The organism is Bradyrhizobium sp. CCBAU 051011 (assembly GCF_009930815.1).
In the GTDB taxonomy this organism is placed as follows: Bacteria; Pseudomonadota; Alphaproteobacteria; order Rhizobiales; family Xanthobacteraceae; genus Bradyrhizobium.
In genome coordinates this window covers 3,143,510-3,156,067 of sequence record NZ_CP022222.1, presented here as the reverse complement: position 1 = coordinate 3,156,067, position 12,558 = coordinate 3,143,510, and the positions used below count along the sequence as shown (strand labels likewise).

Here is a 12,558-nt window from a genome sequence, read left to right as displayed (position 1 = left end):
CATATAACGCGCGGCCTCACTCAACAATCGGCACGTGACGCGCCACGTCACGCGGCGCTGTGCCGTCCAGCCGCGGATCGTCCGACACTTCGACCTGTCTGCGGAATGGACGAAATCCCGAGCGCTGATAGAAGGCGAGCGCGGCGGGGTGATCGAAGGTGCAGGTGTGCAGCCAGACGCGTGTGACCGGGCGCGACCATGCGAGCTCCAGCGCGCGGTTCATCAGCCAGCGGCCGGCGCCGGTCCCGACCAGTTTTGCGGTGACGCCGAACATGCCGATCTCGCACTGGCCGGGTTCACGGAAATCCAGCTCCAGCAGGCCTTCATCGCGGCCGTTATCGACCATCGCGTAGACTTCGAGCTGCGGCGAATGAAGCCGTGCCGCAAGCTCGGAGTCAGGCATCCGTATCCGCGAGAACCACAACCACTCCTCGCCGACGCGGCGATAGAGATCGCGAAACCAGTCGAGCGCGGGTTCATCCACACGCCGTAGCGTCCACGCACCGCGTGGATCGGGACGCGGCGCAGGGCGTGCGGTCATCTCCAGATGGGTGACGACAGCGGCGACCTTGCCGGCGGGGATATCGGAATAGCCGTCGGGAAGGATCATCGTGCGCGCTCTCTCATCGTCATGCCCGGGCTTGTCCCGGGCATCCACGTCTTGGACACAACAGGAAAGTAAAGTCGTGGATGGCCGGGACAAGCCCGGCCACGACGGCGGAGGAAGGTTGCTACCCCTCCCCTTCGTCGCTCGCCAGCACGCCCCTTACCGCTCTCGCCCAGCCCGCGAGTTTGCGATCCCGTGTCGCCTTGCTCATGTTGGGCTTGAAGCGGTGTTCGAGCCGCCAGTTATCGGCGAACTTTGCCGGCTCGGGATAGACGCCGGCATGCAGGCCAGCGAGATAGGCGGCGCCGAGCGCAGTCGTCTCCTGGATCACCGGGCGGTCGACCGGCGCGTCCAGGAGATCGGCCAGCCGCTGCATGGTCCAGTCGGATGCGGTCATGCCGCCATCGACGCGCAGCACATTGGCGGCCTTCTCGCCCGGCCAGTCGGCACGCATCGCCTCGCGGAGATCGAAGGTCTGGTAGCAGACGCTCTCCAGCGCCGCGTGCGCGAGTTCGGCGGGGCCGGTGTTGCGGGTGAGACCGAACAGCGCGCCGCGCACGCGCGGATTCCAGTAGGGTGCGCCCATGCCGACGAAGGCCGGCACCAGATAGACGCTTTGCATGGGATCGGATTTGTCGGCGAGCGGCCCGGTCTCGGAGGCCTGCTTGATGATGCCGAGACCGTCGCGCAGCCATTGCACGGCGGAGCCTGCGACGAAGATCGAGCCTTCGAGCGCATAGGTGCGCTTGCCGTTCAATTGATAGGCGATGGTGGTGAGCAGCTTGTTCTTCGAGGCGACCGGCGTGGTGCCGGTGTTGAGCAGCGCGAAGCAGCCGGTGCCGTAGGTCGACTTGATCATGCCGGGCTCAAAGCAGGCCTGACCGATGGTCGCGGCCTGCTGGTCGCCGGCGATGCCGGAAATGGCGATCGAACCGCCGAACAGGTCCGGGTCGCTGTCGCCGAATTTGGCGGAGGAGTCTTTCACCTCCGGCAGCATCGAGCGCGGCACGCGCAGCAGTTTCAAGAGTTCGTCGTCCCACTCGCCGGTGTGGATGTTGAACAGCAGCGTGCGCGAGGCGTTGGTGGCGTCGGTCGCGTGCACCTTGCCGCCGGTCAGCCGCCACAGCAAGTAGCAATCGACGGTGCCGAACATCAGTTCTCCGCGCGCGGCGCGCTCACGCGCGCCGGGGACGTGATCGAGGATCCAGGCGACTTTCGTTCCCGAAAAATAGGGATCGATGATCAAGCCGCTCCTGGCCGAAATCGCCGGCTCGTGGCCCTCGTTCTTCAGTTTGGCGCAGATGTCGGCGGTGCGGCGGTCCTGCCAGACGATGGCGCGGTGCACCGCCTGGCCGGTGGCGCGGTCCCAGACCACGGTCGTTTCGCGCTGGTTGGTGATGCCGATGGCGGCGATGTCCTTGGCTTTCAGGCCGGCCTTTTCCAGCGCCTGGCGGCAGACAGCTACCGTCGACGTCCAGATGTCCTCCGGCTCGTGCTCGACCCAGCCTGAGGCCGGGAAATGCTGCGGGAATTCCTGCTGCGCCGTAGCGGCAATGGAAATATCGCTGCGGAACACGATGGCGCGCGAGGACGTGGTGCCCTGATCGATGGCCAGCACAAAGGACATGACGTTGCTTCCCCGGGGAGGTTTTGGTTGTGGAGAGGCAATCCGATTGGGAGGCGAAGGTCAAGTTGGGGGAAGAAAGTGTGCCCGCACGCGCGATGCGCCCCCTCTCCCGCTTGCGGGGGAGGGCCGGGGTGGGGGTGCCGCCGCGGAGGACGGCGTCAGCGATTAGCGCGCGAGCGGCGCTACCAAGCAACAGCCGGACTCGCGGAGAGACCCCCACCCGCCTCGCTTTCGCTCGGCACCCTCCCCCGCACGCGGGAGAGGGAAGAATCACGTCGCCGCCGTAGTCACGCCGCCGTCGACGACGATGGTCTGTCCCGTCATAAACGTCGACGCGTCGGACGCGAGATAAGCCACCGCACCTGCGATTTCGTCAGGCTCGCCGATGCGGCGGAGCGGCGTGCTGGCTGTGCGGCGCTTGAGGTTATCGGGGTCTTCCCATAGCGCGCGAGCGAAATCGGTCTTGACGAGGCCCGGCGCCACGCAATTGACGCGGACGCCCTTCGGACCCCATTCGCCGGCGAGGCTGCGGCACAGCGCGAAATCCGCCGCTTTCGAGATGCCATAAGCGCCGATCACGGTGGAACCGCGCATGCCTCCGATGGAAGAGATGATCACCACCGAACCATTGCCGCGCTCCGCCATCTGCGGGATCGCCAGCGCGCAGAGCCAGATGTTGCTCTTGACGTTACTGCCCATGATCTTGTCGAAGGCCTCGTCCTTGATGTCGAGCAGCGGGCCGTAATACGGATTCACCGCGGCGTTGCAGACGAGGATGTCGACCTTGCCGTAATGTTTTGTCGTGCCCGAGATCAGCGCCTCGACTTCCTCGCGGCGGGAGATATTGCAGGGAATGACATAGGCGTCGCCGCCGGCCTTCTTGATACCCTCGGCGACTTCGTGGCAGGCATCCGCCTTGCGGCTGGAGATCACGACCTTGGCGCCGAGCTTGGCCAGCAGTTCGGCCGAGGAACGGCCGATGCCGCGGCTGGAGCCGGTGATAACAGCGACTTTGCCGGTGAGATCGAACGGGGTGTTTTTCATTGTTGTTTGTTCCCTGATTTCTCCCCGTCATTGCGAGGAGCACAAGCGACGAAGCAATCCACGCTTTGCCTTGCGGAGCCATGGATTGCTTCGCTTCGCTCGCAATGACGGGGCAACATTGTTGCCCCGCAATGACGGTGGAGGTCCTTACACCAGCCCGCCCGCGTCGGTGACGCGGCGGAGGTGGTAGTCGGTATCGCCAAACGTATTCTCGATCATGGTCAGCCGCTTGAAGTAGTGGCCGATCTTGGCTTCCTGGGTCATGCCGATGCCGCCGTGGAGCTGGATCGACTGCTGACCGATGAACTTGCCTGACTTGCCGATCTGCACCTTGGCGGCGGCGACCGCGGTCGCGCGCTCCTTGGCGCTGTCGAAATCGGCCGCCATGGTCGCGAACATCGACATGCTGCGGGCCTGCTCCAGCGCCACGAACATGTCGGCGGCGCGGTGCTGCAGCGTCTGGAAGGTGCCGATTGGCACGCCAAACTGCTTGCGTGTCTTGAGATATTCGACGGTCGACTTCAGCGATTCATCCATCGCGCCGACAGCTTCCGCGCACATCGCGGTGCGGGCTTCATCGACCACGCGCTCGATCAGGGCGAGGCCGTTCTCGGGATCGCCGATCGCAGCTTCCGCGCCGACCTCGACGCCGGTGAAGGTGATGTCGGCCGCATGCAGCCCGTCCTGGGTCGGATAGCCCTTGCGGGTGACGCCCTTGGCATTGGCCGGCACGAGGAACACGCCGATGCCGCTCCTGTCGCGCTGGCCGCCCTTGGTGCGCGCCGTGACAATGAGGGTGTCGGCGTTCTCGCCGTTGAGCACGACGAATTTTTCGCCGTCGATGACCCAGCCTGCGCCCTTTTTCTTGGCAGTGGTTGCGACATCGCCGAGATCGTAGCGCGAATTCTTTTCGAGCTGAGCGAACGCAAATGTCTTGCTGCCGTCGATGATGCCGGGGATGTGCGCGGCCTTCTGCTCGGCCGAGCCGCCATGGCGCAGGAAGCCGCCGCCGATCACGACGGTTGCCAGATACGGCTCCAGCACCAGCGCCTTGCCGAGCGCCTCCATCACGATCATGGTCTCGACCGCGCCGGCGCCAAAGCCGCCATCGGCTTCCGCGAACGGCAGGCCCAGCAAGCCCTGCTCGGCGAGCTTGCCCCAGACGGCCTTGCTCCAGCCGCCCTTCTCTTTCTGGTACTTCTTGCGCGCATCGAAATCATAGGAGTCGGTCAACAGACCGTCGATGCTTTCCTTGAGAAGGCGCTGCTCCTCGGACAAATCAAAATCCATGTTCTTTTGCTCTCTTCAAATCATGCCTGAGGCATGGAAATCGAACGAACCCGTAGGATGGGTAGAGCGAAGCGAAACCCATCGCACTGTTCGGACTTGTTGGGATGGGTATCGCTTCGCTCCACCCATCCTACGAACTCGCTTCCGGGTGAGGGTACAGGTCTCTCGGCAATCTTTGCTGGGAGACAGGCCCCTCACCCCGACCCTCTCCCCGCAAGAGCGGGGCGAGGGAGAGGATAGGTTAAAGCCCCAGCACCGCCTTGGTGATGATGTTGCGCTGGATCTCGTTGGAGCCACCGTAGATCGAAACCTTGCGATTGTTGAAGTAGCTCGGCGCGATCTGGGCGGTCCAGTCCATGGTCTCGTTGGTGCCGTCGTCGCCGTGCACGTCGTAGGGCGCGGCGAACGGGCCGATCACTTCCATCAAAAGTTCGGTGGTGGTCTGCTGGATTTCCGAGCCCTTGATCTTCAGCACCGAAGATGCCGGATTGGGCTTGCCCTTGCCGTGCTTGCCCTCGTCGGCGACGACGCGGAGCTGGGTGAGCTCGAGCGCCTTCAGCTCGATCTCGCAGGCCGCGAGCTTCTCGCGGAAACCCTGGTCCTCGATCACGGGCTTGCCGTTGGATTCGACCTTGGAAGCGAGATCCTTGATGCGGCGCAGCCGCTCCTTGGAGACGCCGACGCGGGCGATGCCGGTGCGCTCATTGCCGAGCAGGAACTTTGCGTAGTCCCAGCCCTTGTTCTCTTCGCCGATCAGGTTCTCGACCGGCACCTCGACGTCGTCGAAGAACACTTCGTTGACCTCATGGCCGCCGTCGATGGTCTCGATCGGGCGCACGGTGACGCCCTTCGACTTCATGCTGAAGACGATGAAGGAGATGCCCATCTGCTTCTTCGCATTGGTGTCGGTGCGGCAGAGGCAGAAGATCATGTCGGCGTGCTGGGCCAGCGTAGTCCAGGTCTTCTGGCCATTGATGATGTACTTGTCGCCTTTGCGCTCGGCTTTGGTCTTCAGCGAGGCGAGGTCCGATCCCGAGCCAGGTTCGGAGAAGCCCTGGCACCACCAGTCGTCGACATTGGCGATGCGCGGCAGATACTGCTGCTTCTGCTTCTCGTTGCCGAAGGTGTAGATGACGGGCCCGACCATGCTGACGCCGAAGGCGAGCGGCGCTGGCGCCGGATGCATCTGCAGCTCTTCGTTGAAGATATAGTGCTGCACCGAGGTCCATCCCGTGCCGCCATATTCCTTCGGCCAGTGCGAGACGCCCCAGCCCTTCTTGTTCAGGATGCGCCACCAGGCGATCATCTCGTCCTTGGAGAGATGACGGCCCTCAACCATCTTGCGCCGCGTCTCCGGCGGCACGTTGTCCCGGAAGAAGGCTCTTACTTCTTCACGAAACGCGATTTCTTCCTTGCTGAAAGCGAGATCCATCGGATCCTCCTGTGAGCGGATTACATTCCGGCTAAGCGACGTTCTTACCGTTGGCAGCTTGCAACGACTTCTGCTGCATGCGCAATTCGTGGCGCGACAGCTTGCCGACCGGCGTACGCGGCAATTCCGCGGCGAACTCGACGGCGGTCGGCAGCTCGTGCTTGCCGAGCTTGCCCGCGAGGAAGCTGCGCAGCTCATCGATGGTGAACGGCTGAGCGCCCGCGCGCAGCGTGATGAAGGCTTTCGCCGACTCGCCGCGATAATCGTCGGGGATACCGATCACGATGACTTCCTGCACCGACGGATGGGTGTAGATCGCCTGCTCGATCATCTGCGGATAGACGTTGAAGCCGCCGGAGATGATCATGTCCTTCTTGCGGTCGACCAGGTAGAAATAGCCGTCGGCATCCATGTAGCCGACGTCGCCGGTCAGGAAGCGATCGCCGACAAAGGACTCTGCGGTCTCCTTCGGCTTGTTCCAGTAACCCTTGGTGACGTTCGGCCCCCTGATGCGGAGTTCGCCCGCCTCGCCGACCGGCAGCACCTTCGTCGGATCGTCCAGCGAAACGATGTCTATCTCGATGCCGGGCAGCATCACCCCGACCGAACCTGGCTTGTCCGGTCCATCCTCCGGATACGCAGTGCCAGCCGGGGACGTCTCGGTCATGCCCCAGCCGCTCCTCAGCTTCATACCGACCTTGCGCTCAAAAATCCTTGCGACTTCCATCGGCAGCGGCGCACCGCCCGAGCCGGCGCTGCGCAGCGACGAGAAATCGCGCTTATCGAGATCGGGCAGCGCGGCGATGGCGATCCACATCGTCGGCACGCCGGGAAAAACGGTGGCGCGCTTTACCTCGATATCACGCATCACGGCCTCCACATCGAAACGCTGGTGCAGCGAGACCAGATTGCCGCGGCGCAGCGAGGAAAGCAGCACCACGGTCAGCGCGAAGATGTGAAACAACGGCAGCACGCAAATGACGCGCTCGATCGTATTGCGCTCCAGTCGCGCGGGTCTGCCCCAGACATCGTAGATCGAGACGGCGGACGTGAAATTGTCGTGGGAGAGCATGGCGCCTTTCGGCAACCCAGTGGTTCCGCTGGTGTACTGCAGCAACGCGACGTCCTCGACGTCGATTGCCGGCCAGGTGGCCGGCCTGGTCACGCCATCGACGAACTGCTTGTAGGTGATGATCGCGGAGTTGCTCGGCAGCGGCGTCTGCGGCACGCCGACCTCGCCCCAGGCGTCGTCCTCGCAGACGATCAACCTGTCGATCAATCCTTTGTCGAGAAACTTCAGCGCGGTCGGAAACAGCGCGGAGAGATTGCTGGTGACGACGATGCGCGCGCCGGAATCGGTGAGCTTGTGCGACAGCGCGATCTCGCCGTCGAGCGGCGACAGATGCACGATTCGCGCTCCCGCCTTCAGCGCGCCGAAGAAATTGACCGGATGATCCGGCGTGTTGCCGAGGAACAGGGCGACCGACTTGCCCTTGCCGTAGCCGGCGCGCAGGAAGGCACTCGCGGCAACCTCGACCTTGTCCTCCAGCTCGGCATAGCTGATCGGCCGGTCGCGGAATTCGATCGCCGGGCGCGTGCCGTAGCTGGATGCTGCCTGCGACAGCAGATCAGGCAGCGCGCCGCGCTCGATGGCGTCGTCCCAACGGACGCCTTGCGGATAATGTTGCTCGCCGGGATGGATCATGTGGGTTCAGCCAGTTGGGAGTCATTCCGGGGCGCTCGCGGCTAGCGAGCGAACCCGGAATCTCGAAGTTCTCTGGTGCGCAACCGCGCACCATAGTTCATGCTTCGCATGCCCCGGAACCACGGGAAGTGAGGCACTCGGCCCATCAAGCCGCTTTCGACTGCGCGAGCGACGCAAAGGTCTTGCCTTCGGCGGCGAGACGCTTGAGCAGCGGCGCCGGTTCGAGCGAGGGATCGTTGGTCTCCTTGGCGTAATAGGAGAGACGATCGGCGATGTGCTTGAGCCCGACCTGGTCGGCATAGAACATCGGGCCGCCGCGATAGATCGGCCAACCGTAGCCGTAGAGCCAGATCACGTCGATGTCGCTCGGACGCGCCGCGATACCCTCTTCGAGGATACGCGCACCCTCATTGATCATCGGGTACATCATGCGCTCCAGGATTTCGTCGTCGCTGACGACGCGCTTCTTGCGTCCCAGACGCTGCAGCGTCTCGTCGATCAGTTTCTCGACTTCCGGATCCGGCAGCGCCGCGCGCGAGCCGGCTTCATATTTGTAGTAACCCTTGCCGGTCTTCTGGCCGAATCGTCCGGCCTCGCACAGTGCGTCGGCGATCTCCGACTTGATGCCGCGGTCTTTCCGCGAACGCCAGCCGATATCGAGGCCGGCGAGATCGCTCATCGCGAACGGGCCCATCGGCATGCCGAACTTCGTCACCACGGCATCGACCTGCTGCGGCAAGGCGCCTTCGAACAAGAGCTTCTCGGACTGCTTGCCGCGCTGGGCCAGCATGCGGTTGCCGACAAAGCCGTCGCAGACGCCGACCACGGCCGGCACCTTTGCAATCTTGCGCGCAATCGACACGGCAGTGGTCAGCGCATCCGGCGCGGTCTTGTCGGCGCGGACGATCTCGCACAGCTTCATGACGTTCGCCGGCGAGAAGAAGTGCATGCCGAGCACGTCCTGCGGACGTTTTGTGACCTTCGCGATCTCGTCGATGTTGAGGTAGGAGGTGTTGGACGCCAGCACTGCGCCCGGCTTGGCGTGCTTGTCCAGCGCCTCGAACACTTCCTTCTTGACCGCCATGGTTTCGAACACGGCCTCGATCACCAGGTCAGCGTCCTTGACGTTCTCCAGACCGACCTTGCCGTCGATCAGGCCCATGCGCTTGGCCGGGGCATCGGCGGGGATGCCGCCACGCGCGGCGGTCGCCTCGTAGTTCTTCTGCATGACGCCCAAGCCGCGCTTGAGCTGCTCTTCGCCGGTCTCGATCAGCGTCACCGGGATACCGGCGTTGGCGAACGACATCGCGATACCGCCGCCCATGGTGCCGGCGCCGATGATGGCGACGCGCGAAACGTTGCGCGGCTTGGTGCCCTCGGGCACGCCAGCGATCTTGGCCGCCTCACGCTCCGAGAAGAAGGCGTAACGCTGCGCCTTGGACTGGTCGCTGGATACCAGTTTGAGAAAACCTTCGCGCTCCTTCTTCAGGCCTTCGTCGAAAGGCAACTCGATGGCGGCGCGCACGGCGTCCGCTGCCGCAAACGGCGCTTCCAGCCCGCGTGCCTTTTTGGTCAATGCGGCGACCGCATTGGTGAAGATCGAGATGTCGGCCTTGGCAGCCGCAAGCTTTGAATCATCGTCGCGCAACTTGCGCAACGGGCGCTTCTCTGCCAGCACCTTGCGCGCGAAGGTTTCGCCGCCCGCTGCCGGACCTTCGACGATCTCCTCGATCAGGCCGTTCTTGAGCGCATCCGCCGCGCTGATCGGGTCCCCGCTGACGATCATCTTGACCGCGAGTTCGGGGCCGACCGCACGCGGGAGGCGCTGGGTACCGCCCGCACCCGGCAGCAGGCCGAGCTTTACTTCGGGGAGGCCGAGTCTCGCATCCTTGGTCGCTACGCGATAGTGGCATGCCAGCGCGACTTCGAGACCGCCGCCGAGCGCCGTGCCGTGAATGGCGGCGATGATCGGCTTCGGCGACTTCTCCATGAGGTCCAGCACCTCGGCCAGGCCCGGAGGCTTCGGCGGCTTGCCGAATTCGGTGATGTCGGCGCCGGCGATGAAGGTGCGGCCGTCACAGGTCAGCACGATTGCCTTCACTTCCGCGTCCGCGATCGCGCTTTTCATGCATTCGAAAATACCGCCGCGCACGGCGGCGCTCAGCGCATTGACGGGAGGACTGTTGACCGTGACCATCGCGATGACGTCTTGACGCTCGAGTTTTACCACTTCGCTCACGGGACTCTCCCTGGATCACTTGTTCTTGGATGCCACTCGACTTGCGTTGAGTAGCTACGGTCGTTTCATCAATTTCGCACTGCGAAATTTAATTCCACATCTTGACAGGGAGGGTTATTTTGAAGCACGTCCCTTGTCAACGAGCTCATCAGCAGCAGTGGCGGGTAATGAAGCGTCCAGGGAAGAAAGTGGCGACCGATCGCAGCTTCGTCGTCGCACTCTCCCGCGGACTAGATGTGTTGCGCGCATTTCATCCCAACGACGGACTTCTCGGCAATCAAGAACTTGCCGCCCGTACCAATCTGCCGAAGCCAACCATTTCCCGGCTGACCTACACCCTGACCAAGCTCGGCTATCTTACACCCGTTCCGCGCTTCGAGAAGTATCAGCTCGCGCCATCAGCCATGGCGCTGGGATATGCCGCACTCGCCAATCTCGGTGTTCGGCATTTGTCCGAACCTTATCGCGAAGCGCTGATGCGCGAGACCGGCGGCGCGGTCGCGGTCGGCGGGCGCGACCGTCACAGCATGATCTATTTCGGGCAGAGCCGCACCGGGCTGCTCGGTGTGCAGCTTGACGTCGGCTCACACGTACCGATCGCGACCACCGCGATGGGCCGCGCCTATATCTGGGCCCTGTCAGACGACGAACGCGCCTCGTTATTGCGCGAACTGCGCGACCATTACGGCAATCGCTGGCCCAAAATGCGCGACGGCATCGAGCGCGCGGGCGAAATGCTCGCGCGCCGCGGCTTCACCATCTCCGCCGGCGAATGGCAGGAGGACGTGCACGCGGTCGGCGTGCCGCTGAAGCTCAGCGACGGAACCGGACCATATGCCTTCAATTGCGGCGCGCCCGCTTTCCGTTTTACGGAAGATCGCCTGGTCAACGACATTGGACCTCGCCTTGTCACGATGGTAAGGAACATCGAGACGGCGCTGGGCGGCGCAGCACCGCAATCCAAAAAAACAGAAAATAAGAAGCCCAAAGCAGGAGGAAGAGTTGCACGTTTGGCCGAGGGGATCAGATAGCGTTCACCATGACCGGCGAAATTCGCGCGGTCATTCCCGCTCCGTGATCAGGGCGGGCGGGACGCGATGACGCAGGCACAGCTCGCGCAGGGCAATTCACCCCTGCTCGCGGTTCGCGACGTCAGCGTCGTGTTCGGCGGCATCATCGCGCTCAACGGCGTGTCCTTTAACATGCACAAGGGCAATATCCTTGGGCTGATCGGACCGAACGGCGCCGGCAAGACGACCCTGTTCAACTGTCTCTCCCGGCTCTATCAGCCGTCTTCCGGCGATATCCTGATGGAAGGCGCGAGCATCCTGACGCGCCCGGCGCACAAGATCGCCGAGATCGGCATCGGCCGCACGTTCCAGAACGTCGCGCTGTTTCCCAACCTTTCGGTGCTCGACAATGTCCGCGTCGGCTGCCATGCGCGCACCTCGAGCGACATCATCTCGGACTCGCTGAAGCTCGCCTGGGTTCGCCGCAGCGAAGCCGAACTCAACAAGAAGGTCCACGAGATCGTCGCCTATCTCGGTCTTGAGGAGGTCGCCCACACCATCGTGTCGGGCCTGCCGTTCGGCACCCAGAAGCGCGTCGAGCTGGCGCGCGCGCTCGCGGCCGACCCGAAGATCCTGCTGCTCGACGAGCCCGCCGGCGGCCTCAACCACGAGGAAGTCCACATCCTCGGCGATCTGATCCGCAAACTTCGTGACGAGCGTCACCTCACCGTGCTGCTGGTCGAGCACCACATGGGTCTGGTGATGTCGATCGCCGATCACGTCGTCGCACTCAACTTCGGCCGCAAACTCGCCGAGGGAACACCGGCCCAGGTCCAGGCCGACCCGGATGTCATCAAAGCCTATCTGGGGAGCAAGGACCAATGACCGCAATGCTGAACGTCAAGGATCTGCGCGCCTATTACGGTCAGGTCCAGGCACTTCACGGCCTGACCTTTGCGCTCAACGAGGGCTCGCTGACCACGCTGCTGGGCGCCAACGGCGCCGGCAAGACCACCACCTTGCGGGCGATCTGCAACATGGTGCGCTCGACCGGCGCGATCGAGTTCGAGGGCAAGCCGCTTTCGGGCAAATCGACCGAAAACGTGGTCCGTCTCGGCATCGCGCATGTGCCGCAGGGTCGCGGCACCTTCACCACCATGACGGTGGAAGAGAACCTGCAGCTCGGCGCCATCACCCGCACCGACAAGAAGAACATCGTCGCCGATATCGAGCGCATGTACGAGCACTTCCCGGTGCTCAAGGAGCGCCACACCCAGCAGGCCGGCACGCTGTCGGGCGGCGAGCAGCAGATGCTGGCGGTCGCCCGCGCGCTAATGCTGCGTCCGCGGCTGATGCTGCTCGACGAGCCGTCGTTCGGCCTGGCGCCGCTGATCGTGCGCGAGCTGTTCAAGATTCTCGGCAAGATCAACCGCGAGGACAAGGTCACCATTTTGGTGGTCGAGCAGAACGCGCAGTTGGCGCTGGAACTCGCCGACCAGGCCTATGTGATCGAAACCGGGAAGATCGTGATGTCGGGGAACGCGAAGGAAATCGCGAGCAACGAAGACGTCCGCAAATCCTATCTCGGCTACTGAGGAGCAGGA

General features: G+C 63.5%; 10 protein-coding genes. 3 read left to right on the top strand and 7 right to left on the bottom strand.

The genetic code is table 11. From position 1 onward, the window contains the following. Nucleotides 1-16: 16 nt before the first annotated feature. The 7 genes from ACH79_RS14880 to ACH79_RS14850 form a co-directional block, all read right to left on the bottom strand. The gene (locus ACH79_RS14880; protein ID WP_161851703.1) at nt 17-610 is read right to left on the bottom strand and encodes a GNAT family N-acetyltransferase; all 594 of its coding nucleotides are present in this window, start codon (nt 608-610) and stop codon (nt 17-19) included. A gap of 121 nt (nt 611-731) precedes the next feature. Next, the gene (gene glpK / locus ACH79_RS14875; protein WP_161851702.1) at nt 732-2,234 is read right to left on the bottom strand and encodes a glycerol kinase GlpK; all 1,503 of its coding nucleotides are present in this window, start codon (nt 2,232-2,234) and stop codon (nt 732-734) included. A 270-nt stretch (nt 2,235-2,504) separates the two neighbouring features. Continuing rightward, nucleotides 2,505-3,278: an SDR family NAD(P)-dependent oxidoreductase gene (locus ACH79_RS14870; RefSeq protein WP_161851701.1), complete on the bottom strand. Its 774-nt coding sequence runs from the start codon at nt 3,276-3,278 to the stop codon at nt 2,505-2,507. A gap of 147 nt (nt 3,279-3,425) precedes the next feature. Next, nucleotides 3,426-4,568, bottom strand: coding sequence for a pimeloyl-CoA dehydrogenase small subunit (pimD, locus tag ACH79_RS14865; protein WP_161851700.1), 1,143 nt, complete (start codon nt 4,566-4,568; stop codon nt 3,426-3,428). Between the two features lie 241 nt (nt 4,569-4,809). After that, nucleotides 4,810-6,000, bottom strand: a complete 1,191-nt coding sequence (gene pimC / locus ACH79_RS14860; protein ID WP_161851699.1) for a pimeloyl-CoA dehydrogenase large subunit — start codon at nt 5,998-6,000, stop codon at nt 4,810-4,812. A 31-nt stretch (nt 6,001-6,031) separates the two neighbouring features. Next, nucleotides 6,032-7,705 carry a dicarboxylate--CoA ligase PimA gene (pimA, locus tag ACH79_RS14855; protein WP_161851698.1) on the bottom strand — a complete coding sequence of 558 codons (1,674 nt, stop codon included), beginning with the start codon at nt 7,703-7,705 and terminating at the stop codon, nt 6,032-6,034. A 145-nt stretch (nt 7,706-7,850) separates the two neighbouring features. Then, on the bottom strand, nt 7,851-9,944 hold the full coding sequence (locus ACH79_RS14850; protein ID WP_161851697.1) for a 3-hydroxyacyl-CoA dehydrogenase NAD-binding domain-containing protein: 2,094 nt from the start codon (nt 9,942-9,944) through the stop codon (nt 7,851-7,853). A gap of 167 nt (nt 9,945-10,111) precedes the next feature. Between ACH79_RS14850 and ACH79_RS14845 the strand changes: the two genes are divergently transcribed. The 3 genes from ACH79_RS14845 to ACH79_RS14835 all read left to right on the top strand — a co-directional run bounded on the left by ACH79_RS14845 (nt 10,112) and on the right by ACH79_RS14835 (nt 12,549). Further along, nucleotides 10,112-10,975, top strand: a complete 864-nt coding sequence (locus ACH79_RS14845) for an IclR family transcriptional regulator (RefSeq protein WP_161851696.1) — start codon at nt 10,112-10,114, stop codon at nt 10,973-10,975. 66 nt (nt 10,976-11,041) lie between these two features. After that, complete coding sequence (locus tag ACH79_RS14840; protein WP_161851695.1) at nt 11,042-11,839, top strand: ABC transporter ATP-binding protein; 798 nt, start codon at nt 11,042-11,044, stop codon at nt 11,837-11,839. Then, a complete protein-coding gene (locus tag ACH79_RS14835) occupies nt 11,836-12,549 on the top strand; it encodes an ABC transporter ATP-binding protein (protein WP_057858296.1) in 714 nt (237 codons plus the stop codon). The genes ACH79_RS14840 and ACH79_RS14835 overlap by 4 nt, the downstream gene beginning before the upstream one ends. Nucleotides 12,550-12,558 lie beyond the last annotated feature (9 nt).

Coding starts and splice junctions, on each gene's coding strand:
- pimD (WP_161851700.1), bottom strand. CDS start 4,568: ATGGATTTTGATTTGTCCGAGGAGCAGCGCCTTCTCAAGGAAAGCATC.
- ACH79_RS14840 (WP_161851695.1), top strand. CDS start 11,042: ATGACGCAGGCACAGCTCGCGCAGGGCAATTCACCCCTGCTCGCGGTT.
- ACH79_RS14880 (WP_161851703.1), bottom strand. CDS start 610: ATGATCCTTCCCGACGGCTATTCCGATATCCCCGCCGGCAAGGTCGCC.
- ACH79_RS14835 (WP_057858296.1), top strand. CDS start 11,836: ATGACCGCAATGCTGAACGTCAAGGATCTGCGCGCCTATTACGGTCAG.
- ACH79_RS14870 (WP_161851701.1), bottom strand. CDS start 3,278: ATGAAAAACACCCCGTTCGATCTCACCGGCAAAGTCGCTGTTATCACC.
- pimC (WP_161851699.1), bottom strand. CDS start 6,000: ATGGATCTCGCTTTCAGCAAGGAAGAAATCGCGTTTCGTGAAGAAGTA.
- glpK (WP_161851702.1), bottom strand. CDS start 2,234: ATGTCCTTTGTGCTGGCCATCGATCAGGGCACCACGTCCTCGCGCGCC.
- pimA (WP_161851698.1), bottom strand. CDS start 7,705: ATGATCCATCCCGGCGAGCAACATTATCCGCAAGGCGTCCGTTGGGAC.
- ACH79_RS14845 (WP_161851696.1), top strand. CDS start 10,112: ATGAAGCGTCCAGGGAAGAAAGTGGCGACCGATCGCAGCTTCGTCGTC.